This window comes from Streptomyces dioscori, assembly GCF_003024195.1.
Taxonomy (GTDB): domain Bacteria; phylum Actinomycetota; class Actinomycetes; order Streptomycetales; family Streptomycetaceae; genus Streptomyces; species Streptomyces dioscori.
Genome location: NZ_KZ679038.1, coordinates 919,660 through 942,395 on the forward strand (window position 1 = coordinate 919,660; position 22,736 = coordinate 942,395).

At 71.8% G+C, this 22,736-nt stretch carries 18 protein-coding genes; 8 read left to right on the forward strand and 10 right to left on the reverse strand.

Going from position 1 to position 22,736, the window contains the following annotated elements:
• Window positions 1–140 precede the first annotated feature (140 nt).
• The 5 genes from C6Y14_RS04045 to C6Y14_RS04065 form a co-directional block, all read right to left on the reverse strand.
• Window positions 141–1,541 (reverse strand): FAD-dependent oxidoreductase, encoded by a 1,401-nt coding sequence (locus C6Y14_RS04045; RefSeq protein ID WP_107015004.1) that lies wholly within the window; start codon window positions 1,539–1,541, stop codon window positions 141–143.
• Between the two features lie 159 nt (window positions 1,542–1,700).
• Window positions 1,701–2,864 carry a DUF6545 domain-containing protein gene (locus C6Y14_RS04050; protein ID WP_159074160.1) on the reverse strand — a complete coding sequence of 388 codons (1,164 nt, stop codon included), beginning with the start codon at window positions 2,862–2,864 and terminating at the stop codon, window positions 1,701–1,703.
• Window positions 2,865–2,994: 130 nt separating this feature from the next.
• Window positions 2,995–4,191, reverse strand: coding sequence for an MAB_1171c family putative transporter (locus C6Y14_RS04055; RefSeq protein WP_107015006.1), 1,197 nt, complete (start codon window positions 4,189–4,191; stop codon window positions 2,995–2,997).
• A 3-nt stretch (window positions 4,192–4,194) separates the two neighbouring features.
• Window positions 4,195–4,734: a toxin-antitoxin system, toxin component gene (locus tag C6Y14_RS04060; protein ID WP_107015007.1), complete on the reverse strand. Its 540-nt coding sequence runs from the start codon at window positions 4,732–4,734 to the stop codon at window positions 4,195–4,197.
• Between the two features lie 731 nt (window positions 4,735–5,465).
• Window positions 5,466–7,535, reverse strand: a complete 2,070-nt coding sequence (locus C6Y14_RS04065) for a DUF1996 domain-containing protein (protein ID WP_107015008.1) — start codon at window positions 7,533–7,535, stop codon at window positions 5,466–5,468.
• A 1,329-nt stretch (window positions 7,536–8,864) separates the two neighbouring features.
• On the opposite strand from C6Y14_RS04065, the gene C6Y14_RS04070 reads away from it, so the two are divergent.
• Both C6Y14_RS04070 and C6Y14_RS04075 read left to right on the forward strand, forming a co-directional pair.
• Window positions 8,865–9,101, forward strand: coding sequence for a DUF6296 family protein (locus tag C6Y14_RS04070; protein ID WP_199854607.1), 237 nt, complete (start codon window positions 8,865–8,867; stop codon window positions 9,099–9,101).
• A gap of 105 nt (window positions 9,102–9,206) precedes the next feature.
• Complete coding sequence (locus C6Y14_RS04075; RefSeq protein WP_199854608.1) at window positions 9,207–12,008, forward strand: SpoIIE family protein phosphatase; 2,802 nt, start codon at window positions 9,207–9,209, stop codon at window positions 12,006–12,008.
• Between the two features lie 65 nt (window positions 12,009–12,073).
• On the opposite strand, the gene C6Y14_RS04080 is transcribed toward C6Y14_RS04075, so the two are convergent.
• From C6Y14_RS04080 to C6Y14_RS04085, 3 genes are all read right to left on the reverse strand, one after another.
• On the reverse strand, window positions 12,074–13,612 hold the full coding sequence (locus C6Y14_RS04080; RefSeq protein WP_107015188.1) for an MFS transporter: 1,539 nt from the start codon (window positions 13,610–13,612) through the stop codon (window positions 12,074–12,076).
• A 191-nt stretch (window positions 13,613–13,803) separates the two neighbouring features.
• Window positions 13,804–13,977 (reverse strand): hypothetical protein, encoded by a 174-nt coding sequence (locus C6Y14_RS44445; RefSeq protein WP_199854609.1) that lies wholly within the window; start codon window positions 13,975–13,977, stop codon window positions 13,804–13,806.
• 183 nt (window positions 13,978–14,160) lie between these two features.
• Window positions 14,161–14,532, reverse strand: coding sequence for a helix-turn-helix transcriptional regulator (locus tag C6Y14_RS04085; RefSeq protein ID WP_107015009.1), 372 nt, complete (start codon window positions 14,530–14,532; stop codon window positions 14,161–14,163).
• A 364-nt stretch (window positions 14,533–14,896) separates the two neighbouring features.
• Here C6Y14_RS04085 and C6Y14_RS44815 point away from each other — a divergent pair, with 364 nt between their 5' ends.
• Window positions 14,897–15,241, forward strand: coding sequence for an ANTAR domain-containing protein (locus C6Y14_RS44815; RefSeq protein ID WP_318658046.1), 345 nt, complete (start codon window positions 14,897–14,899; stop codon window positions 15,239–15,241).
• 70 nt (window positions 15,242–15,311) lie between these two features.
• Here C6Y14_RS44815 and C6Y14_RS04095 read toward each other — a convergent pair whose 3' ends face one another.
• Window positions 15,312–16,049 carry a PaaX family transcriptional regulator C-terminal domain-containing protein gene (locus C6Y14_RS04095; RefSeq protein WP_225890873.1) on the reverse strand — a complete coding sequence of 246 codons (738 nt, stop codon included), beginning with the start codon at window positions 16,047–16,049 and terminating at the stop codon, window positions 15,312–15,314.
• Window positions 16,050–16,154: 105 nt separating this feature from the next.
• Here C6Y14_RS04095 and C6Y14_RS04100 point away from each other — a divergent pair, with 105 nt between their 5' ends.
• The 5 genes from C6Y14_RS04100 (at window position 16,155) to C6Y14_RS04120 (ending at window position 21,534) form a co-directional block, all read left to right on the forward strand.
• The gene (locus C6Y14_RS04100) at window positions 16,155–17,834 is read left to right on the forward strand and encodes an acyl-CoA dehydrogenase family protein (protein ID WP_107015011.1); all 1,680 of its coding nucleotides are present in this window, start codon (window positions 16,155–16,157) and stop codon (window positions 17,832–17,834) included.
• A 126-nt stretch (window positions 17,835–17,960) separates the two neighbouring features.
• Window positions 17,961–18,170, forward strand: a complete 210-nt coding sequence (locus C6Y14_RS04105) for a heavy-metal-associated domain-containing protein (RefSeq protein WP_107015012.1) — start codon at window positions 17,961–17,963, stop codon at window positions 18,168–18,170.
• A gap of 177 nt (window positions 18,171–18,347) precedes the next feature.
• Complete coding sequence (locus tag C6Y14_RS04110) at window positions 18,348–20,201, forward strand: hypothetical protein (RefSeq protein WP_107015013.1); 1,854 nt, start codon at window positions 18,348–18,350, stop codon at window positions 20,199–20,201.
• 71 nt (window positions 20,202–20,272) lie between these two features.
• A complete protein-coding gene (locus tag C6Y14_RS04115) occupies window positions 20,273–20,686 on the forward strand; it encodes a hypothetical protein (RefSeq protein ID WP_107015014.1) in 414 nt (137 codons plus the stop codon).
• A gap of 32 nt (window positions 20,687–20,718) precedes the next feature.
• Window positions 20,719–21,534 carry a hypothetical protein gene (locus C6Y14_RS04120; RefSeq protein WP_107015015.1) on the forward strand — a complete coding sequence of 272 codons (816 nt, stop codon included), beginning with the start codon at window positions 20,719–20,721 and terminating at the stop codon, window positions 21,532–21,534.
• 44 nt (window positions 21,535–21,578) lie between these two features.
• Here C6Y14_RS04120 and C6Y14_RS04125 read toward each other — a convergent pair whose 3' ends face one another.
• Entirely contained in the window at window positions 21,579–22,616 is a 1,038-nt protein-coding gene (locus C6Y14_RS04125) for a LacI family DNA-binding transcriptional regulator (RefSeq protein ID WP_107015016.1), read from the reverse strand.
• Between the last annotated feature and the right edge of the window lie 120 nt (window positions 22,617–22,736).

The window sequence follows — 22,736 nt, forward strand, 5'->3', positions numbered from 1 at the left end:
TGCGCCATCCCGGCCTCCCGCGTCTCAGAGCCGCTCGACACCGTCCACCCGGCGTCACCTATCTGACTGGTGACGATCCTCTCAGAGGGGCCGTCACCAGTCAAGAGAGTGACGGCGGACGGAGGAGGAGTACGAGGTGGTCAGGAGGCGGTGGCGGCCTCGCGCTCGCGGTCCGTCAGCGGCGGGCCCGCGAGGTGCGGTTTCTTGCGGCCGAGACAGACCAGCGCGAGCATGTCGGGCATGAGGAGCCGGGAGGGCGGCTTCTCCATGCTCATCACGTCCAGCAGGATGCGCAGGGCGCGAGGGTTGCGCGATCCGGCGTCGACCGCCCTGTCCACGAAAGCGGCCAGGGCCTTCTCCAGCCGGCTGGGCGGCTCGTCACTGGCACCCGGATAGAGAACGTCCTGGCCCACGGCCAGGTTCCAGGCGTTCTCGACCGGCCGCGCCGCGCTCCTCTGGATGCTCCGGCCCGTACCCGGCGTACGGAGATCCTGGCGTTCCAGGATGCGGCGCAGCGCGACGACGCTCTGCGCGGCGGCGCTCAGCCCGTGGCCGTAGACGGGGTTGTAGCCGGCGACCGCCTCACCGAGCACGGCGAAACCGTCGGGCCAGCGCGCGGCCTTCTCGTAGTAGCGCCGCCGGTTGGCCGTGCTGCGGGTGGTGACGACGTCCGTCTCCGGCTCGGCGTCGGCGAGGAGTTCACCGATGACGGGATGCGGCAGACCGAGGGCGAAGGGCACGAACCGCTCGTTGTCCGCGCTCGGCCGGCCTCCCCTGGTCCCGGCGAGCGTCACCAGCCAACGGCCGCCCTCGATGGGGGTGATGATGCCGCCCCTGCCGGGGTGCCGACGGGGGTCGGCCTGGACGTTGACGATCGGGAAGCCGTCGGCGGTCGAGCCGGGGGCGCGGTAGATCCGGCTGGCGTAACCGAAACCGGCGTCGACCGTGCGTTCCTGCACCGGCGGAAGCCCCAGGTCCCGCAGCCAGTGGGGGGCCCGGCTGCCCCGGCCACTGGCGTCGATGACCAGATCGGCCGGGAGCGTGCTCTCGGTGTCCGCCGAACGTATTCGCACGCCGGACACACGGCGCGCGCCGCCCTCCAGGGACAGCAGTTCGGTCTCCTGGCGCAGGGTGACGCGGTGATCCGCAAGCACCCGGGCGCGGATCACCGCGTCGAGCAGATCGCGGCTGCACAGGAGGCTGACGTGACTGCCATGGGTGAAACGGCGGAACCACTGGCCCGAGGGCGCCTTCGACACCAGGTCGGCCATGACGGGTGTTCTCCGGGCGCCCCGGTCGACGAGCTGGTCGACGACGCCCGGCAGGAGTTCCTCAAGTGCCTTGACCCCACCGGACCACAGGACATGTGCGTGCCGGGCCTGTGGCAGGCCCTTGCGTGGCCGTGGGCCGTCCGGCAGCAGGTCCCGTTCGACGATCGTGACGTCCGCGTGGCCGGCGAGCACCGACGCGGCGAGCATGCCCGTCATACCCCCTCCGACGACGATCGCGCGGCGCCGGGCGGTGGACTTCGTGTCGGCCATGATGGGCCCTCTCTGTCGACCGGCGTCGGCGCATGCCTGGGGCACGCGGGACGCGCGGGTACGGGTGATCGCTGTGCGCAGCGCGGGAACCGGTATCTCCCCCGGTCCGGCCACCCGTTGATCGAACCATGAGAGGGCCCACCGGCCGCCTCGGACCCGTCAGGCCCTGTCGTGATCGTGTGCGTGATCGTCGTGGCCGTGGCGCGCTTTCTGCCAGGCCGCCCACTGTCGCGCCGCCCGCTGCCGCGCCTCGGCGACGACGGGCGAGGACGACAGGGCCCGAGCCAGCTGCACCATCAGCTGGGGCTGCGCCACCGACCGCAACCGGCCGACGTCCGAAGGGAGTTCGGCGTCGGGACCCGCGGAGACATGCACCCTGGCCGCCGCGAGCATGGCCGCTTCCGCCACTATCTCCGCGTGGTCCAGCGCCACCGCCCTGTGGACCTCGTTGTCCAGGTAGGGCGAGCACACCAGGACGCCGTCCAGGATCGTGATCTCCTGCTGGACCAGGCGCACCACGGGAAGGTCCCACCAGTGGGTGTCGGCCACCGGTGCCCGCAGGTCGCGCAGTTCGAGCCAGAGCGGCCGCAGGAGCCGATACCGCCGCCAGGCGCGGAAGTTGTCCGCGGTGGAGGGGCCGACGCGCGGCAGCGCGAAACCGGCGGCGACGGTGACGCCCGCGACCGCCACGAGGGGCGGTGAGAGGCTCGTGGAGAGGAAGTCCCAGTCGAGGCCGCCCCAACGGGCCCCGATGGCCAGGTACTTGGCGATCTGGTACGACAGGTCGAAGAGCACGCCGACGGCGATCAGCGTCAGACCCTTGCGGGTGAGGTCCCGCACCTTGCGCAGCCAGGCCAGGCACATGCCCGCGAGGGCGGCGGTCGCCGCGGTGTGCGCCACCAGGTACAGCAGGATCATCTCCCGCATGTACGGCGTCCTGGCGTAGTACGTGTCCAGGTCCCGGGTCCGTTCCACGGGTACGTCGGCCAGGGCGAAGAGCGTGACGATCCCGATGACCACCAGCCCGTAGGCGCCCACCACGAGTCGGGACGCGCGGGCCACGCGCGCGGGCTCGCCACCCCTCCAGGCGATCATCAGGACGAGATAGCTGGCGCTGAGCGCGGACATTCCCGAATAGACCAGCGGCGCCGAGAAGTTGGTGATGCCGGTGAGCCCGTTGACGACACCGATGGTGGGCGGCGCGGACAGCATGCACACGAGCGCGCCGATGAGCAGGACCGAGATGCTCGCGGCCATCAGGGGGTCACGCCAGGCTCCCCGCATGGCGGGCAGATTGAGGACGGCCGTGACGAGAAGGATCACGCCAGGGATGTAGAAGACGACGTCCACGACTTCACCGGCCTTCCGCGGCCACGGAGGGCTGTGCGGTGCGTGTCGACCACGTGGTTCGAGCAGTTCACGCGGTTCGAGCAGTTCATGTGGTTCGAGTGGTTCATGTGGGGGACTTCTCGCCGTCCTCGGCCAGGACGGCGGTACCGCTCTCCCGGGCCGCCGCGACGATCGGGGACGAACGCAGCGCCACCGACACACCCACGGGTTCGGTACGCACCGCGCTGATCTCGGCGTGGTCGGGAAGCACACGGGAGGCGGCGGGCAGGCCCCGGCCGGCCGCGCGGACCGCGGCGGCGACCATCGCCGCACGGCCGATCCGGGCGGCCTCCTCGTCTGTGTGTCCCGCGGCGACCGCCGCGGCCCGCGCGCGTGTACGGACCCCGGTGTCGAACCACGGCGCCACGAGGCTCAGTCCGTCCTGGATGCCCGCCTCGCGCTGGGTGAGGCGGACCTGGGGCGAGGAGTACCACGGGATGGGGCCGGCGAGCGGTGTACGGGGCGAGACGCGTCCCAGTTCGCGCCACAGGGAGCGGAGCTTGCAATGGGTCTCCGCCGCCCGCCAGTTGGAGACCGCCCAGGGGCCCACGAGGGGCATCAGGAAGCCGACGGTGGCGCAGGGCGCGGACAGGGCGGAGAGGAGCGGCGCCAGCGTCGTACTGAGGGCTCCCCAGTCCTGACCGGCCCAGCGCGCCGCCACCGCGGCCAGTTTGAGGCCGCTGAAGGCCAGGTTCAGCAGCCAGCCGAGGACGAGGATCCACAGACCGGCCCGCAGCCATCCGCTCACCTGGAGCGCCCAGCGCCAGCACAGCACCGTCGTGACGAGCGCCGCGGTCATGTGGGCGACCAGGTAGAGCACGATCATCTCGCGGATGAACGGGGTCGTCGCGTAGTAGGTGTCGAAGTCCGTGTGCCGGTCGACCGGGGCGTCGCCGAGGGCGAAGAGGACGACCAGCATGACGACGACCAGGGCGTATCCGGCCTGCCAGCGCCGGGAGACACTGCGTACGTGCTCGGGCGGGCCCCCGCGCCAGTGGACGATCAGCAGCAGACAGGCGGCACTGAAGGCGCTGATGATGCCGTACACCAGCGGGCTGGAGAAGTTGGCCGTGCCGGTGGCCTCGTTGACGGCGGCGATGGTGGGCGGGGCGGCGAAGAAGAAGCCCGCGCCGCCGAGAGCGATCACGAGGCAGACGGACCGTACGAGCGGGTCGCGCCAGTCCCTGACGAGGCCCGGCAGTTTGACGGCGAGGCCGATCAGCGTGGCGACGGCCGGTATGTAGTAGTCCGAGGAGTCCACCGGTCAGGCCTTGGGCCTGCGCTGTCCCAGCGACGCACCGATCCGGCCGGCGATCCTGCCCCGGTCCATGGCCGCGCTGTCGGCCTCGCCCTCCAGCCAGACGCGGAAGCGGGTGACCGCCAGCAGTCCGAACCGCTCGGCGTCCGCCTCCTCGCGCCGGTCGAACTCCGTGCGGGCGGCCACCTTGCGTACCGGCTCCTGCAGTTCGGGAAGTTCCGCGCCGGTCGAGACCATGTGGGCCGCCACCGCCTTGCCCACGACGTGGTTGCCGCAGTCCCCCTTGAGCATGTGCCACACCTCGTGGAAGAAGATCGCCAGCTGGTGCAGCGGCGTCGCCCGCTTGTCCACCACGATGAGGTCGTAGGCGGGGAGGTCGAGCCACAGTCCGCTGGCGGTCTGGTGCGGGAACTCCTCCTTCACGAGCCGGACCTCACGGCCTCTCAGCCCGCTCACGGCCGTGACCAGCGCGGCGAACAGGGCGTCGGGATCCGTGGGCACGGGCAGTGCCAGCCCGTCGACCAGCTGACCGATCAGATTCCGCATCTCTCTGGCTTTGCCTGTGCGCACTGCTCTCCCCGCGAACCTCAGCACGGGCTCCAGCGCGCCCAGCTAGGTAGGCAAATATGTCAAACCAGAGCCGAGTCGGCCACACCGAGCCGGAAGAAGTACGCGGAAGGCAGCGATCTGAAATACCGAACAAACCCGACATGCACTGGTCTGGTCCTGGCGCATCCGTTGCGCTCACAGCGCCCTCCGGTGCGGCGACGGGGCATCGGCCGACTGCCGCGCCCGCCGGGCCGCCCGGCGCGGTCACCCTGCTCAGCCGGCATCGTCCCTGCGTGCAGGGGGTGTTCCGCGGCCGGACGCGATACGTGGCGAGCGCTGTCCGTTCCCCGAGCCGGTGACGTCCGCCCTTCTGCGCCCTCCGGGAAGGTCTTGATCCAGTCACTCGTCGCCGCGTGTGCCACAGCTCACGGAGCGCACCGCCCTGAACACGGAACAAGCGGCAGCGGTCCGCCGTTCTTCTCTACGTGGCCGCGGAGGGGACAGTGTCCCCGGGCCTCACCCAGAGCCCATGGGGAAGATCGTTCGGCTGAAGCCCCATGGAGCCACTCGCCGAGAGGCGACCGCCCTCCGCGGACACCGCACACGGCCCCGGTTGGTCTCCCCCGTCCAGCCGGGGCCTCCTGCTGCCCACGACGCACGCAGGAAGGGCGGTCGGAGCTGCCTGCGCAGCTCCGACCGCCCCCCGTGAGGTGTGTGCGGCGGTGCCGCTACCTCGACCTGCTGCTGATGCGGCGCAGGAGCACGAAGCCGGCGATCACCAGCAGTCCTCCGGCCGCCGCCGGCCACAGGCTCGTACCGGTTTCCGCGAGTCCGCCCGTCACCGTCTGCGGGGCGGCCACGCCGCCCGCGTCCTCGGGTTCGGGGCCGGGTACGGCACTGCCGGCGTCCGCGCCGCCCGTGGAGGCGGCATCGCTCCGGGTCGCCGACGGTGACGTGTCCGCCTTGGGCTCGGCGTTCCCCTTGCCCTGGTCGCCCTTGACCTGCTCGTCCTCGCCCTTGTCGGCGCCACCCGCGGCCTCGGTGTTGCCGGCCGAGGGCTTCGCGGTGTTCTTGCCGCCGTTGTCCGCGGGGGTCTCGCTCTGGCCGTTGTCCGCGGGCTCGTCGTCGCCGGGCTGCTCGTTGCCGGGCTCGTCGTCGCCCGGCTGCTCGTTGCCCTCGGTCGGGTCCGGGTCCGGGGCCGGGGTGGTCGCCGGCGGGTCGGTCGGCTCCTCGCCGCCACCGCCGCCGTTACCGCCACCGCCGTTGCCACCACCGTTACCGCCGCCGTTACCGCCGTCGTCGGCACCGTCGCACTTACGGCCCTCGTTGATGCAGTCCACCATGTCCTTCATCAGCGCCTCGTCGAAGACGTTGATGAAGTCGCCGTGGTCGGTGACCGGCTTGTGGAGCTGCTCGGGGAAGGAGTCGACCGCGAAGAACGGCTTCGCCTTTCCGCCGTCGGCCACACTGGGCGCGTCGACGTCGTAGACAATGCGCTGCACCAGCTGCGGGATGGCCTTGAAGTCGTTCGCGCAGCTGCCGTCGGCGGTCGCGAACGCCACGTGCGTGCGGTGGTTGGCGCTGTCGATGTTCCGGCCGTCCCAGCAGCTCTGGAACCTGAAGGTGCGGACCACGTCACTGCCCTGGGGGCAGAGGGGGTACTTGTCCTTCAGCTGCCGGTCCTCGAAACCGGTGCAGCTCCACGACGCGTTGGCGTTGGTGGGGCCGTTGACGAACGCCTTGGCGTCGCCGGTGATGATGCGCAGCAGCTTCGGCATGGCCGTGACCTCGCCGCGCGGGCTGCCCTCGAACGACATCGTGGCCGCCTTGGGCCTGATGATCTCGCCGGCGTTGCCCTCGATGCCACCGCCCGGAGAGGCGGCGTCCTTCTCCTCGGCGCCGTTCTGCAGACGCAGCACGGGCCAGAAGTACGAGGACTTGTCGCCCTGGTCCTCGCAGGAGGTCTCGGCGTTCGCCAGGTCCTCGTCGCTCGCGAAGGCGTCGTTGGACTGGTTGCCGACGTAGTCGTGGAAGTGGTGGGCGCCGTTGCTGACGCCGGGAGCCACGATCACGTTGTCGGAGTTGAACAGCCCGTTCTCGTTGACACCGCACCTGGTGACGAAGGAGCCCTTCGAGGCGTTGCCCTGGGCTGCCGGCTTCGACACGTTCGGCTCGACGGTGGAGATGTCCACGAAGTCGGCCGCCACGGGGCCGTTTCCGGCCTGGCCGCCGTTGCCGGGAGGCTGCTCACCCTGCCCCTGCTCGCCGCCCTGGTCCTGACCGTCGCCCTGGTTCTGGTCCTGGCCGTCCTGGCCGGCGCCGTCCTCGGCATTGTCGCCCGGGGCGTCGCCGTTCTCCTGGCCGTCCTGGCCGTCCTGCCCGTTCTCCGGCTCGTCCTGGTTGCCGGAGGCGCGGAGTATGCAGGGCGCGAAGGCGTCCAGCCCCTCGGGGCGGTCACCCACGGCGTCGATGGCCGCCACGATGCGCTCGATGGTCGCCGCTCGCTTGTCCTTGAGCGGGTTCATGATCGAGTTCTGCGCGAAGGCGGCGTCCTGCTTGATCGCGTCAGCGGAGCTCTGCAGCCGCTGATAGGCCTCGGCGATCTGCTTGTCCAGGAGGGCGAGTTGCTTGTCGACCTCCGTCTTCGACCCGTCCGGCACCGCGGCCAGCTCACTGCCCACATCCGGGCAGTCGATCGTGGCGGCACCCGAGGCAAGGACCTGGTCGGTCTGGCCCGAGGTGCTCTCGGAGGCAGTGGCGTAAACGTTCGCCGCTACCAGTCCGCCTCCTCCCAGCATCAGCGCGACCGCCCCGATGGTCGCGCGTCGTGCGCCTGTTGGGCGTCTGCGCGTGTTGCGTCCCAAGGATCTACTCCTACGCTTCGTTGCCGACGGGCATGGCAATCCCCCGCTTCATACGGAGATGAAGCTCCGAGTGTTCAGACACATCTCGGATTCATAGAAACCTCTCATGAACCAGACGTTTGCGAGACCCGTGTCCGGGCAATCACGTTTTCCTGCGGTCTGGTTGGGGAAGGGCATTCTGATGCGCTCCGTGAGGGCGCGGCTGTGGGCGTTTCCGCCGGTTTGCGCGGGTCAAGTCGCCACGGGTGGCGGGTCCTTCCCGCGGCCACGAAGAAGATACGCCATCACCGTGCGCGACTTACGCTGCTGTCGGCACGAGCCGCCTCTGCACCCGAACCGGGCGCCTCTCTCGTGAGACGGGTGCCTCGCACGGGGGCGCGCGGGCCCATCTCCACGGCACCGACCGCGCGGTCGCCCGCGTTCACGACGCCACGCACAGGCACGGCACCCGAGGCGGCACGCGGGCGCCGGACGCTGGACCCACGGCATCCCGCACGGGCACGCGGCAGCCCTGCCCTGCCCGGTCGGGCAAGGCAGGCGTGCTCGGGCAGACGCCGCCGAGCAGGCACGCCCGCGCACCAGCGCCCAGCAGGCGCGCCTCGGGCATCGTCGAGCAGTGCGGGCAGGTTGCGCGCCGCCAAGCGGGCTTGCCCACGCGAGCGCCGCCCCGCAGACGCGCTTCCGGCGAACGCCGGCGAGCAGGCGCGGGCGGGTTGGGCGCCCGCCCATCAGACGCAACTCGCACGAGCGCCACCGAGCAGGCGCGGTTCCGGCGGGCGCCGCCAAGCGGGTGCGGGCACGCTGCGTGCCGCCCAGCGAGCATGCCCACGCGAACACCGCCCCACAAACGCGCCTCGGGCGAACGCCACCGAGCAGGCCCGCTTCCGGCGGCCGCCGCCAAACAGACGCAGGCACGTTGCATGCCGCCCAGCGAGCATGCCCACGCGAACACCGCCCCACAAACGCGCCTCGCACGAACGCCGCCCCACAGGCGCAACTCGCACGAGCGCCACCGAGCAGGCGCGGTTCCGGCGGGCGCCGCCAAGCGGGTGCGGGCGGGCTGGGTGCCGCCCCGCAGGCATGCCCCCGCAAGGGCCGCCGCGCAGGTGCGGGCGGGCCAAGGCGGTGAGGGCGTGGCCCCGCCGCCCGGTCCGGGGCCTGTGGCCGGAGGCGTGGTCGCTCTGCCGGGTGCGGCATCCAGGCGCATCATGGAAGTGGACGCATTTGCCCTGGTCCGCGGCTGGAACGCGTACGGAGGCCGTCATGCACACCCCGGACCGCTACCGGCTGACCTTCACCCACGGGCGGTCGGGCGGTGAGCCCGTCACGGACGAGGTGGTCGTGGAACGGACCACCTCCCTCGGGCCGGGCGGCAACCCCGTCTACTGCGACCCCACCGGCATCCTGCGCGCGGAGATCAGCCGGGCGGGAGAAGTGCGGATGCTCGCCAGCGGCGGCCATCAGTCACCGACCGCGCCGTCCGCCGAGCCGCTGTCCTGAACGCCCCGTTTCCGCCAGAGGTCTGGGCCACCCGGGTCAGACCTTCACCCGTCACACCAAGGGTGCCCCTCGCCTCCTGGCCCCCGGCAGTGTAGACATGAGCATATGGTCCGATTCTTGGGTCGATCCTGGGCCCGGTCGACCTCCCGCCTCAGTGGCCTGCGCGCGCGACGCAGGCGTGACCGCCCCGGCCACGTACACGGGCGGCGGACACGACAGGCGCCCCACCCGCCGGCAGGTCCGCAGGGAGCGCGGGACGGCGGGCATCCGCCGGGGTCCGCCGGGGCGCGGTCGGGGCTGGGCGGACGCAGCGTCGCCGGCCAGGTCTTTCTGCTCCAGGTCGCGATCGTGCTGCTGCTGGTCGTGGCCGCGGCCGGCGCCCTGGTCCTGCAGGTGCGCCACGACAGCACGACGGAGGCGCGGAACCGTTCGCTGGCCGTCGCGGAGACGTTCGCCAACGCTCCGGGCACCCGCGCGGCGCTGAGCGCCCCCGATCCCACGGCCGTGCTCCAGCCGCGCGCCGAGGCGGCCCGTGCGGGCTCCGAGGTCGACTTCGTCGTCGTGATGAACACCGACGGCATCCGCTACACCCACCCCAAGCCGGACCGTATCGGCAAGAAGTTCGTCGGGACCCTCGCTCCCGCGCTGGCGGGCAAGTCCTTCACGGAGGAGATCACCGGCACCCTGGGGCCACTGGTGCAGGCCGTGGTGCCGATCAAGGCCGACGACGGCACGGTCGTGGGCCTGGTCTCGGCGGGCATCACGACCGAGAACGTGGGAGGGGTCGGGGACCGCCAGATGCCCCTCCTGCTGACCGCCGCGGCGGCGGCCCTCGCGCTGGCGCTCGGCGGCACGGCCCTGGTGAGCAGACGGCTCCTGCGCCAGACACACGGCCTGGGCCCGTTCGAGATGACCCGGATGTACGAGCACCACGACGCGGTGCTGCACGCCGTCCGGGAGGGAGTGCTCATCGTCGGCGGCGAGGGCACACTGCTGCTCGCCAACGACGAGGCACACCGCCTGCTGGACCTCCCGGAGGACGCCGAGGGACGCCATGTCCTCGAACTCGGCCTGGACGCGGGCACCGGCGCCCTGCTGGCCTCGGGACACGTCGTCACCGACGAGGTACGCCTGGTCGGCGACCGGCTGCTGGCCATCAACCAGCGGCCCACGGACCTCAAGGGCGGCCCGGCGGGCAGTGTCGCCACGCTCCGCGACTCGACCGAGCTGCGCGCGCTGTCCGGGCGGGCCGAGCTGGCCCGGGAGCACCTCAAGCTCCTGTACGACGCCGGGGTGGGCATCGGTACGACCCTGGACGTGACCCGTACCGCCGAGGAACTGGCCGAGGTCGCCGTCCCGCGGTTCGCGGACTTCGTCACGGTGGATCTGGCCGCGGCGGTGCTGAGCGGCGAGGAGCCTGACGCGGGCACCTCGCTGCGCCGTACGGCGCTGAGCGGGATCCGCAAGGACGCTCCCCTGTACGCGGTGGGCGAGCGGATCGGGTTCATCTCCTCCACCCCGCAGGCGCAGAGCCTCGGCACCGGCGAGGCCGTGGTCGCGCCCGCGCTCAAGGAGGCGCACGGCTGGCTCGCCCAGGATTCGGAGCGCACCGCGCAGGTCGTGGAGTACGGGATCCACTCGCTGATCACGGTCCCCCTGCGGGCGGGGAACCTGGTGATGGGCGTGGCGAACTTCTGGCGCTCCGAGAAGCCCGAGCCGTTCGACGAGGAGGAGCTGGCCCTCGCCGAGGAACTGGTCGCGCGGGCCGCGGTCTCCATCGACAACGCGCGCCGCTACACCCGCGAGCACACCATGGCCGAGACCCTGCAGCGCAGTCTGCTGCCGCGCAATCTGCCCGAGCAGAGCGCGCTGGACATCTCCTACCGCTACCTCCCCGCCCAGGCCGGGGTGGGCGGCGACTGGTTCGACGTGCTGCCGCTGTCCGGCGCGCGGGTCGCGCTGGTCGTCGGCGACGTCGTGGGCCACGGCCTGCACGCGGCGGCCACCATGGGGCGGCTGCGCACGGCGGTCCACAACTTCTCCGCGCTGGACCTGCCGCCCGACGAGCTGCTGGGTCTCCTCGATGAACTGGTCGCCCGGATCGACCAGGACGAGGCGACGGAGGACGGCAGCGCCGCGATCACCGGTGCCACCTGCCTGTACGCCGTCTACGACCCGACCACCCGGCAGTGCGTCGTGGCCCGGGCCGGCCACCCGCCGCCCGCGGTGATCCGCCCGGACGGCAGTGTGGACTTCCCCGAGGTGCCCGCCGGGCCGCCGCTCGGTCTCGGCGGTCTCCCCTTCGAGACGGCCGAGCTGAAGCTGGAGGAGGGCAGCAGGCTCGTCCTCTACACGGACGGGCTCGTCGAGGACCGGGAACGGGACATCGACGTCGGCCTCGAACTCCTGCGGACCGCCCTGACCGGGGCCGACCGCTCCCCGGAGGACACCTGCCAGGCCGTGCTGAACGCCCTGCTGCCGCCCCGCCCGAGCGACGACATCGCGCTGATCGTCGCGGGCACGCGAGCGCTCGGCGCCGACCGCATCGCCGAATGGCGGGTCCCCTCCGACCCGGCGGCCGTCGGTGAGGTACGCGCCTCGGTCACCCGGCAGCTGACGGAGTGGGACCTGGACGAGCTGGCGTTCACGACGGAGCTGATCCTCAGCGAGCTGGTCACCAACGCGATCCGGTACGGCAACGGTCCCATCGAGGTCCGTATGATCCGCGACCGCAGCCTGATCTGCGAGGTCTTCGACGGCAGCAACACCTCACCGCATCTGCGGTACGCGGCCTCGACGGACGAGGGCGGACGCGGTCTGTTCCTCGTGGCTCAGCTCACCGAGCGCTGGGGCACCCGCTACACCCCCGCGGGCAAAGTCATCTGGACGGAACAACCGCTCCCCTGAGCCGATCCCCCTCCCGTGCGGGACGGTTCGGCGAGCGGTCCGCCGGACGGTCCGCCGGACGGCCGCTACAGCTTGCCGTTCCCCTGGAGGCGCTCCAGGTCGCCAGGGCGTACCTGGATGACGAACAGCGCGACCAGGGCCGCGACGAGGGCGAAGATCGCGGCGATGACGAAGGCGTGCGAGATGCCCGACGTCAGCACCTGGTCGCCCCACGGCGAAGGGAGTTCGCCGGTCCTGCGGAACCGCAGGCGCTGGGCGGGGGTCGCCTCCGCCATGAAGGCGCGGACCTGGTCGGCGGCCTCGTTGCGGCTGGCCGTGCCGAAGACGGTGACCAGGACGGACAGGCCGAGCGAACCGCCCACCTGCTGGGTGGCGTTGAGGATCCCGGAGGCCGCTCCCGCCTCCTGGGGCGCCACGCCCGACACCGCCATCAGGGTCAGCGACACGAAGTTCAGTCCCATACCGAAGCCGAAGACCAGCATGGGCCCGAGGATGCTGCCCGCGTAGGTGCTGTCGACCTCGGTCAGGGTCAGCCAGGCGAGCCCGACGGCCGACAAAATCGCGCCCACCGTCATGAACGGCTTGGGACCCCATCGGGGCAGCAGTTGCGAGGCGATCGCGGCGCCGACCGCGATGACGGCACTGACCGGCAGGAAGGCGAGCCCGGCCCGCAGCGGGCTGAAGCCGAGGACGTTCTGCACGAAGAGCGTCAGGAAGAAGAACATGCCGAACATCGCCGCGGCCAGGCTCAGCATGATCGCGTAGACACCGGCGCGGTTGCGGTCGCGGAACATCCACAGCGGCGTGATGGGCTGCTTGGACCGGCTCTCGACGAAGATGAACGCGGCGAGGAACACCACGGCCGCCACGAACGCCCCCACGGTCAGGCCGTCGCTCCAGCCCTCCTCCGAGGCGCGGATGAAGCCGTAGACGAGCAGGACCATGCCCACGGTGGAGGTGAGCGCGCCGAGGACGTCGAAGTGGCCCGGCATCCGGTCGGACTCCCGGATGTAGCGGGGCGTCGCGAGGGCGATGAGCAGGCCGATGGGGATGTTGACGTACAGGACCCAGCGCCAGTCCAGCCACTCCACGAGCAGGCCGCCCGCGAGCAGGCCGATCGCGCTGCCGCCGGCCGAGACCGCGGCGAACACGCCGAACGCCCTGTTGCGCTCGGGTCCTTCGCGGAACGTGGTGGTGATCAGCGAGAGGGCCGTCGGGGAGGCGATGGCGCCGCCGACCCCTTGCAGGGAGCGCGCCGCGAGCAACTGCCAGGACTCCTGGGACAGTCCGCCGAGCAGCGAGGCCAGCACGAAGAGCAGCACGCCGAAGACGAAGACCCTGCGGCGGCCGAGGATGTCGCCGAGCCGGCCGCCGAGCAGGAGCAGACCGCCGAAGGTCAGCGTGTAGGCGTTCACCACCCACGACAGGTTCTCGGTCGAGAAGCCGAGCGAACTCTGGATGTGCGGGAGGGCGATGTTCACGATGGTGATGTCGAGGACCACCATCAGCTGGCACGAGGCGATCACGAGAAGCGCGATTCCGCTGCCGTGGCCCCGCTCCGGGGTCTTGGCAGTGCCGGAAGGTGTCGCGTGAGAGTCCGTCATGGGATCGGCCTGTGTCCTGGCGGTCGTCCGGTTCCGGACGTCCGCCACACCGACGTTAGCCCTGGGCTCCCGTCCCCACCAGTCGATCACCGGGACCGCGTGCAGTACCCGGGACGGCCCTGCCGATGCGGGCTCTCACGGGCATGCGTGGTGCCCCGCCCCGCTCGGTTCCGCCCCGCCCGGTTCTCGGCTCAGTCCTCGCCCCTGACGATGTTCCCCTCCGGCTCCGCGGAGGTGCGGCGGGTGTCCCGGTCGGCTGTCGCCGGAAGGCAGAAGCGCACGCCTCCCACCCGGCGGCGCCGGGCCTGCGCCCACCCGGTCTCGGGGCGACGGACGGTGTCCTGCGTGCTGCCGTATGCGGTCACGACTCCTCACATTCCTTCCGCACCCGCTGTCCCCCTGGGGGCCGGGTCTGCGTCATGTCGCTGCCGTTGGTCGTCCACCGGTGCCGGGTCCCCCGCAGCGGTGCCCGGAAACCCGGGCATCCGGTCGCATCCGGGTCGCGTCCGCGCCGCGCCCGCCGGTCACCCGTACGGGTGGAACCCGCGTCAGTGATCGGCTCGGGAGTCCTGCTCACCGGCCGGGGCCGGCCGCGACGACGGGGGCCTCGCGTCGCGCTCGGCGTCGTGCTGCTCAAGCAGCGACAGCAGACCCGCGACCGACAGGCCCGCGTCGGCCGGGTGCCGCAGGATCGTCCCCGGCTCGATGCGGTATTCGTTGCTGCGGCCCTGCCGGGTGTGCGTGAGATAGCCATCCTGCTCCAGATCAGAAATGATCTTCTGTACGGCACGCTCCGTCAGCCGGCAGCGCGCCGCGATGTCCCGGATGCGGGTGTTCTGGTTCTCGGCGATCGCGGCCAGCACCCGTGCGTGATTGGTGAGGAACGTCCAGCCGGTGTGTGTCTCAGGTACTTCACCCATGGCCTGAGCATACGACCTACCATTCACGCAAACCAAAGGGTGAAAGAATTTTCATGTATCTCTTGACGTGTGAAGGTTTGGAGCGGAATCTGGAGGAGACAGTGACGATGGATGCCCCCCGGGAGTGGCTGCCATGTCGGATCCAACGCTTTCCTCGCAGGTCGGCGGTTCGTCCACAACCTCCCACGGAGGGCCACCCGCCTCCGCGCGCGAGCACGCCCCGGCAGCCCCGACGTTCGAGGCGTATCGCGCCGGTGGGCGGATCACCGCCCCTCCGCCGGCTCGCGCCGACGGAGGGCAGGGCGGTCGCGACCATCGGAATCCGCACCACGGCACGAAGCACAGCACCACGGAGGAGAGATCGTTGTCCGGTGACGCCACGGAGGTCGTCGACATCGTCGATGACGCCGACACCGAGCAGAGTCTGCGCGTCGAAGTCCTCCAGCTCAGGCGCGCCATGCAGACGCGGCCGGTCATCGACCTGGCCCGCGGAGTCCTCATGGCGTCCTTCGGGCTGGATCCCGAGGAAGCGTGGAGCGTACTCGTCACGGTCTCCCAGAACGCCAACATCAAGCTGTTCCACCTGGCCGAGGGCACGGTGGCCGCCGTCACGGGCGAGCCACTGCCCGAGGCCCTGCGCCAGCAGCTGTCCGCGGCGGTCGCCGAACTCGCCGCACGCCGCTCGGCGGCCCAGGAGACGGAGCCGTGAACTCGGGAGACGTCCCCGCGGACGCCGAGGCAGGCGCTTCGGCGGCTGGAACGCCATATGCCTCGGCGTCTCACAGCGCCGCCAGCATCTCCGCGCGGTAGTCGGTGTAGACGGCCCGCAGGGCGGGGGCCGGCCAGCGCGCCGGCAGGAGTTCGCCGGGCAGCACCGGGTCGGTGACCAGATGCCGTACGACGGCGGCGAACGCGGCGAAGCGGTCGGCCGGCCGTGCCGTGCGGGCCGCGTGCGCCAGCAGCAAGTCGGCGGTGTCGGCCCAGCCTCGGAGCGGCCAGAGGTTTTCCGCCAGAGCGCGCGAAGGCCGCTCCGGCCGGGCGGTGAACCGCTCGGTGAGGCCCGTCAGGCTTTCGGGCCACGGGCGCCGCAGGTTGGCCGGCCGCAGCCACACCCCCTCCCGCAGTTCCGCCAGGCGCAGGCCGGTCAACTCGGCGCGCAGTTCCGCTCGTTCGGCCGGACCGCGGCCGGTGGCGGTGACGACGACCGTCTCCCACATACCGTCCCAGTCCAGGGTCCTAGGGTGTACGGCCTCGTCCTGGCGGCGCTGCCGTTCCAGCAGCCGTTCACTGAGCCGGTAGACCCCGTCCGCCCGCCGCAGGTCGCCCGCCGACACCATGCGACTGAGGGCGGCCCGCAGCGTGGAGTCCGCGATATCGAAGGGCTCCACACCGCGGATCAGATCCCGCACCGGAAGTCCGGGAGGGTCGACGCCCAGCAGGAGGCTGAGGACGACCGATCGCGCGGACAGCGGGCGCAGTCCGGGGTCGGCCGCCGACCGGGGCTCGTTCATCCGCATGGACGGCATTGTGCCCGGTCGGGCGAAACCGGGTCGCGGCGGCGGCCCGGAAGCGAAGGTGTTACGTCATTGCTGCGACCGCAGAGATAGTGCAACACTGCGGACATGGTCCCGATACTCGCGCCGGAACAGTCCGCCACGCACGACGTCACCAACCAGGCCCCCGTCCTGGCTCCGTACGACGCGGCCGATGACGCGGCGCTGCTGGAGGGGCTGCGCCGCGAGGGTGCGGGCCGGGCCGAGGAGGACATCCGCAGGCTGGGCCGCCTGGCAGGTGGCGAGGAGGCCCAGGAGTGGGCCGGGCAGGCCGACCGCCATGAGCCGGAGCTGCGTACGCACGACCGTTTCGGCAACCGGGTCGACGAGGTCGAGTTCCACCCCGCCTGGCACCGGCTGCTGGGCACCGCGGTGGCCGAGGGCCTGGCCGCCGCGCCCTGGGCCGACGACCGGCCCGGCGCCCATGTGGTCCGCACGGCCGGCGGACTGGTGTGGGGGCACACCGACGCCGGGCACGGCTGCCCCACCTCGATGACCTACGCGGCCGTACCCGCCCTGCGCAAGCAGCCCGAACTGGCCGCGGTGTACGAACCCTTGCTGGTCAGCCGCGTCTATGAGCCGGGGCTGCGCGTCCCGAGCGGCAAACGCGGACTGCTGGCGGGCATGGGCATGACCGAGAAGCAGGGCGGCTCGGACGTCCGGACCAACACGACGGCCGCCACGCCGACCGCGGAGCCGGGTGTGTACACCCTGCGCGGCCACAAGTGGTTCACGTCCGCCCCGATGTGCGACGTGTTCCTGGTCCTCGCCCAGGCGCCGGGCGGTCTGTCCTGCTTCCTCGTACCGCGGATCCTGCCCGACGGCAGCCGCAACACCTTCCGCATCCAGCGGCTCAAGGACAAGCTGGGCAACCGCTCGAACGCGTCCTCGGAACCGGAGTTCGACCGCACCGTCGCCTGGCTGGTCGGCCCCGAGGGACAGGGCGTCAAAACGATCATCGAGATGGTCAACTGCACCCGGCTCGACTGCGTGATGATGAGCGCGACGCTGATGCGTAAGACCCTCGTGGAGGCCGGCCACCACACGAAGCACCGGGGCGCGTTCGGTGCGCTGCTGATCGACCAGCCGCTCATGCGCAACGTACTGGCCGACCTGGCGCTGGAGTCGGAGGCCGCCACGACCCTCACGCTGCGGCTCGCCGGCGCGGCCGACCGCGCGATCCGTGGCGACGCCCAGGAGGCGGCCTTCCGCCGGATCGCCACCGCCGTCGGCAAGTACTGGGTGACCAAGCGCGGCCCGGCGTTCACCGCCGAGGCGCTGGAGTGCCTGGGCGGCAACGGCTATGTGGAGGAGTCGGGCATGCCCCGCCACTACCGCGAGGCCCCGCTGCTCTCCATCTGGGAGGGCTCGGGGAACGTCAACGCCCTCGATGTGCTGCGGGCCCTCGGCCGGGCGCCCGAGACCGGCGAAGCGCTGTTCGCGGAACTCGCCCTGGCGCACGGGGCCGACGCCCGACTGGACGCGGCCGTCGTCCGGCTCAAGGACCAGCTGCGCGGCCTGCGCGACCAGCAGGGCATCGAGGCGGGCGCCCGTCGGCTGGTGGAGCTGATGGCGCTGGCACTGCAGGGCTCCCTCCTGGTCCGGCACGCACCCGCGGCGGTCGCCGACGCCTTCTGCGCGACCCGGCTCGGCGGCGACTGGGGACACTCCTTCGGCACCCTGCCCGCCGCCGTGGACCTGACCGCGATCCTGGACCGCGCCCTGCCCGACACGGCCGCACGGGGTTAGGGACACGCGCCCACGCCGGGCGGGGATCATGCTGAACGCCCCTGTCGGCGGGCGCGTATGACTTCCCGGAACCGCTCCCGCAACGGGAGTGGCGGGGCGTGCACGCCGGGAAGAGACGAGGGATCGATGACCGAACAGCGTTACCACGTCATGGGGATGACCTGCGGCCGCTGCGCCGACAGGCTCGGGTCCGAGGTCGGCGGGGTCCTCGGGGTGAACGGCGTGCACGTCGACCTCGGCACCGGGTCGGTGACCGTGACGGGTGAGGCGTTCGACGGCGCGAAGGTCTGCGCGGCCATCGCCGGAGCCGGCTTCGAGGTCGCCGCAGTGCTCTGACCCTGCCTGCCGCACGCACGGTGCGCCCTGTCCAGCCGAAAAGATGCCTTTCATCCTAACGAAGGGCACATACGGACGGACCGCCCGAGCCGGGCTCCGCGTCCACTAGCTTCCCTTCCCTGCGCATGCGCCCACACATCGGGGCGCGTCAGGGCACATCAGGGACAGAGGAGCGACGTGGCCGGAGTGAGCCTCCCGGAACATCCGTACAACCGCACGGAGGCGACCCGGCTGCTGTGCGCCGGCACGTATCAGGACGCCGCCTTCCGCCGGCGGGTCATCGACGAACTGGTGGTCCACCAGGAGCGTCCCGTGGCCCCGCCGCTGGGGGTCGACGTGCTTCCCGTGCTGGCGCACGCCGTACGGATCACGCGCCAGGAATCCCGTACCGCGGGCCTGATGCTGGCCGCCTGGCTGGGGTTCCTGCTGTCCGACGTGGTGATGTTCTGGGACAGCGTCGGCGACCGCTGGGGCATCGGGGCCGAGGTCGGCTTCGGTGACGTGTTCACCGCGTTCTACGCTGGCGACGAGAGGCTGACCGCGGGCATGCCCCTGCCGTGGTCGCAGTTCTACGCCTTCGTCGCCATCGGCCTCTGGTTCGCCCGGTCCGTACGCGCGCAGGGAGCCGACGGCCGCCAGGCGGGCCTCCCCGCTCCGGTGGCGAAGGCCGCCGCCGGTCTCGGCCGCGGGGTGACCGTGTGCGCCGCGCTGTTCGCCGTCTTCTACTGGTGCTGGTTCGTGGCCGGGGTGCTGGGCGGTGACGTACAAACGCCCTACCCGCTGCTCTTTCCGCTGCTCATCGCCCTGATCGCCTGGTGGCACGAGACCACCCAGCGCAGGGCGCTGTGCCGCTGGCTGTCCCGCTGGACGTTCCGGACGACGACCCAACCGGACCTGCCCGCGGGCCCGTTGTACGAGGACCTGGTCGCGAACATCTCCCGCGAGCAGACAGCCGCGCTGACCCTGTACGAGCCGGACAGTCCTTTCGTCGGGATGGGCACGCGCCGCCAGGACTGGTCCTTCGCGATGGAACTGCGCAAGCGCCCCGCTCCCCCGAACGGGTCCGACACCCCGGAGGACACCGGCTCCCCCTCCCCCGACGGTTCGCTGATTCCGCACCAGAACCACGGCCCGCTCACCGCGGACAGGGCGCTCGCCATGATCGAGCCGCAGTTGGTGCGGCTGCGCGAGTCCGCCGCGCTCACCGGGAAGGACCGGCTGCGCGAGCTGGAGGTCGACCGCTTCGTCTGTCTGCCGGGCGGTGTCGGCCGCGACGAACTGCTGCGCCTCGGCGGCAGCGACGACGTGCACGCCGTACAGCCGGACGGCCCGCGCGGCGGTGACGGCCGGACCGTCTACGACCCCGCCCAGGTCGCCGCACATCTGCGGGAGGCCGTGGACGAGGGCGGCGAGGGTCGGCGCGTCTTCCTCCGCGTCCGCATCGGCGCCTGGCACGAGCAGGTCGTGGTGACCGTCCTGGTCCGCGTGCACACCCAGGGCGGCATGCTCGTGATGGAGGTCGTCCCCCACGTACTCGGCCCCGTCCGCAAGGACTTCAGGAGTGTGGACACCCTCGTGGACCGGCTGCCCGAGACCTGGGCGGGCGGTGCCGTACGCGCCCTCGGACACGGGCCCGCGACCGGTGTGAGCACCGCCCTCGGCGCGCTGAGGACCCTCACCCGGGAGATCGGCACCGGCTGGTCCGACCGGGAGACGGACCCCGACGTGCCGCGTGTCTCACTGCGCCAACTGGCCAGCGCCGGCGGTCTTTCGCCGTATCAGGAGATGGACGTCACCCGGTACATCAAGACGGTCCAGGAACGCATCGTGAACGGTATGCGTGAGGCGCTGCAGTCCCACGGCTACCGGACCGACCAGTTCGAACAGCACATCTACCAGGTCAGCGGCGGAAGCGTCTTCGTCCAGGACATGTCCGGCGGCGCCGTCGCCACGGGCAGCCACGGCAGCGCGACCGCGCACACCAACGCCCCCGCGGCGGCGAACGGCACGCCGCCGCGCACCGGCGCCTAGACGCCGCAGCCGAAGCCGCAGTCGAAGCCCGACGCCCGAACACCCGAATCCGGCCCCGAGGACATCAGCACATGAACGACACAGGACACCCCACCGGCGGCCGGCCCGCGCAGGACGGCGGATCCGGCAGTGTGAACATCGGCTCCATGAGCGGCGGTTCGATCGCCACCGGCAGCCACGGACAGGCGACGTCCGTCAACCACACCGCGGCCGGGACCGCCCTGCCGCACGAGGAACTGCTGCGGGCCGTCCGCGCCCTCCGCGAGGCCCTGCCCGTCCGGGAGCGCAGCGCCGAGGACATGTCCCTCGACGGCGAACTGGCGGACGCGGAGAGCGAGATCGTCCGCACCGGAGCGGCTCCGCCGGAACGCCTCACCCGGCTGCTGGTGAGCGTACGGGGCTGGCTCGGATCGCAGGGCGCGGCCGTGGGGGCGGTCGCTTCGGCCACCGCCGTCGTCCAGGGCATCGCCCAGCTCCTCGGATGACGGGCCGGACGGTGACAGGCAGCACTCGCGGTATGAGGGTGTTCGACACCGAGCGGCAGGAATGGGCCGGGTCCCGGCGCGAGCGCCTCTTCCACCCCGACCAGTACCTCGACGTACGACGGCAGAAGGCCGTCCGGCACAAGACGGCGATCGTCCTCGCGGTGGCCGGCCTCACCTTCGGTGTCTGGGCCCTGGCCTGGAAGGACGAGCCGGAGCCCTACCGGAACTTCACCGCCGCCCCGTCGGACACCAAGAAGGAGTCCTCGGACGGGTCCGGCGACGGATCGGGCGATGGATCGGGCAGCGGGTCCGGGGACGGGTCAGGGGGTGGTTCGCCGTCGGCAGGGCCTTCCGCCGCCCTGCCCGCGGGCTACGAACCCTGGCAGGACGACGCGGGGTTCCGGGTGGCGCTTCCGGCGGGCTGGGAGCGCGACAGCCGGTCCTCGCAGTTCGGCATCGACGTGGTCGACTACCGCAGCCCGGACGGCACCCGAAGGCTCCAGGTGTTCCAGGTGATGGAGACCTCCCCGTACGAGTCCTTGCAGGTCGCGCAGGTGGAGGCGGAGAAGCTCGACGGGTACGAGGCGGTCTCCCTCGCGGAGGTCCCCGGCGGCGAGGCACAGGCCGCCGCCGAACACGAGTACCGGGCCGACGAGATCGCGGGCGAGCAGGGCGGCGGCGCCCGGCACGTGATCGATCACCGTTTCGAGGGCGCCGACGGGGAACGGTACGCGTTGGTCGCGTACGGCTCGGACACCGACGGGCCGGACGACGAGCGGGAACTCGTGGACACGGCGCTGCGCTGGTTCTGCCCGCCGGGCACGGAGTGCGACACACCTGCCGGCTGACGGCCCGCCGAGGCCTGCCTCGGCGGGTCGGCGCGGCGCGGGCCTCAGGAGGGCGCAGCGGTCGTGCCCCGCACTTCGAGGACGGGCGGGCTGAGGACGACCTGGCCGGGGCGGGCGGGGTCGGCGATCCGGTCGAGCAGGCACTGCGCGGCGCGGCGGCCGACGTCGTGGCCCGCGCTGTCCACGGTGGTGAGCCAGAGGTGGCGCAGCCGGGCGAGGTAGGTGTTGTCGTAGCCCACGAGTGAGAGGTCGCGGGGCACCTGGAGGCCCAGTTCCTCGGCGGCCGACAGCGCGCCGACGCAGGCTATGTCGTTGAAGGCGAACACGGCGGTCGGCCGCCGTTCCACGCTGAGCAGCCGGACCGTGGCCCGGTAGCCGCCCTCCTCGGTGAGGTCGCCCTGTGCCACGACGGCCGTGTCGCCCAGCCCGTGCTCACGCATGACGGCTTCGAAACTGCGGCGCCGCAGTGCGCCGACCATTCCCTGCCCGGCGATGTGGGCGATGTGCCGGTGGCCGAGCCCGATGAGGTGCTCGGTGGCGAGGCGGGCGCCGTACTCGTCGTCATTGGCGACGATGTCCGCGCGGGGCAGCACCGGCTCGCGGGCCCCCGCGATCACGGTCGGCAGCCGCCCGGCGGCCGTACGCAGCATCTCCGGGCCGGGCAGGGTGCCGACGGCGATGAGTCCGTCGACGCGCAGGTCCGTGAACATCCGGGTGAGGTCCTCGCCGAGCCGCCGGTTCAGATGGCCGTCGGCCAGCAGCATGTGCAGGCCGTGGGCGTCCAGCAGGGAGTTGAGGCCGTCCAGGAGTTCCACGAACCAGGGGTTGCGCATGTCGTTCAGGAGCACGCCCACCATGGGGGTGCCCCCTGACCGGGCGTGGTCGAGGGCCTGCGGGTGGGCGCGCCGCTCGCTGAGGCTGCGCGCGGCGGCGTTGGGCCGGTAGCCGAGCTCCTCGACGGCGGCCAGGACGGCCGCCCGCTTCTCGGGGCGCACCTGGTCGGAGCCGCGCAGCACGAGCGAGACCAGGGACTTCGACACTCCGGCCCGTTCGGCGACATCGCGGATCGTCGGTGGCCTCATGAATTGGACCGTTCCACAGCAATCGACAGAAAGTCAAAGGGGTTGACACCTGCTGTGACGAACTCCAGTGTGATCCGGAACGATCCTGGACCGATCCAAGAGCACGGACGGATCCCAGGG

What these genes read in the sequence shown, in the direction of transcription:
- C6Y14_RS04120 (WP_107015015.1), top strand. Translation starts at nt 20,719, where the DNA reads ATGAGGGTGTTCGACACCGAGCGGCAGGAATGGGCCGGGTCCCGGCGC.
- C6Y14_RS04115 (WP_107015014.1), top strand. Translation starts at nt 20,273, where the DNA reads ATGAACGACACAGGACACCCCACCGGCGGCCGGCCCGCGCAGGACGGC.
- C6Y14_RS04060 (WP_107015007.1), bottom strand. Translation starts at nt 4,734, where the DNA reads ATGCGGAATCTGATCGGTCAGCTGGTCGACGGGCTGGCACTGCCCGTG.
- C6Y14_RS04065 (WP_107015008.1), bottom strand. Translation starts at nt 7,535, where the DNA reads ATGCTGGGAGGAGGCGGACTGGTAGCGGCGAACGTTTACGCCACTGCC.
- C6Y14_RS04125 (WP_107015016.1), bottom strand. Translation starts at nt 22,616, where the DNA reads ATGAGGCCACCGACGATCCGCGATGTCGCCGAACGGGCCGGAGTGTCG.
- C6Y14_RS04075 (WP_199854608.1), top strand. Translation starts at nt 9,207, where the DNA reads ATGGTCCGATTCTTGGGTCGATCCTGGGCCCGGTCGACCTCCCGCCTC.
- C6Y14_RS04105 (WP_107015012.1), top strand. Translation starts at nt 17,961, where the DNA reads ATGACCGAACAGCGTTACCACGTCATGGGGATGACCTGCGGCCGCTGC.
- C6Y14_RS04070 (WP_199854607.1), top strand. Translation starts at nt 8,865, where the DNA reads ATGCACACCCCGGACCGCTACCGGCTGACCTTCACCCACGGGCGGTCG.
- C6Y14_RS04100 (WP_107015011.1), top strand. Translation starts at nt 16,155, where the DNA reads ATGGTCCCGATACTCGCGCCGGAACAGTCCGCCACGCACGACGTCACC.
- C6Y14_RS04085 (WP_107015009.1), bottom strand. Translation starts at nt 14,532, where the DNA reads ATGGGTGAAGTACCTGAGACACACACCGGCTGGACGTTCCTCACCAAT.
- C6Y14_RS04095 (WP_225890873.1), bottom strand. Translation starts at nt 16,049, where the DNA reads ATGCGGATGAACGAGCCCCGGTCGGCGGCCGACCCCGGACTGCGCCCG.
- C6Y14_RS04045 (WP_107015004.1), bottom strand. Translation starts at nt 1,541, where the DNA reads ATGGCCGACACGAAGTCCACCGCCCGGCGCCGCGCGATCGTCGTCGGA.
- C6Y14_RS04080 (WP_107015188.1), bottom strand. Translation starts at nt 13,612, where the DNA reads ATGACGGACTCTCACGCGACACCTTCCGGCACTGCCAAGACCCCGGAG.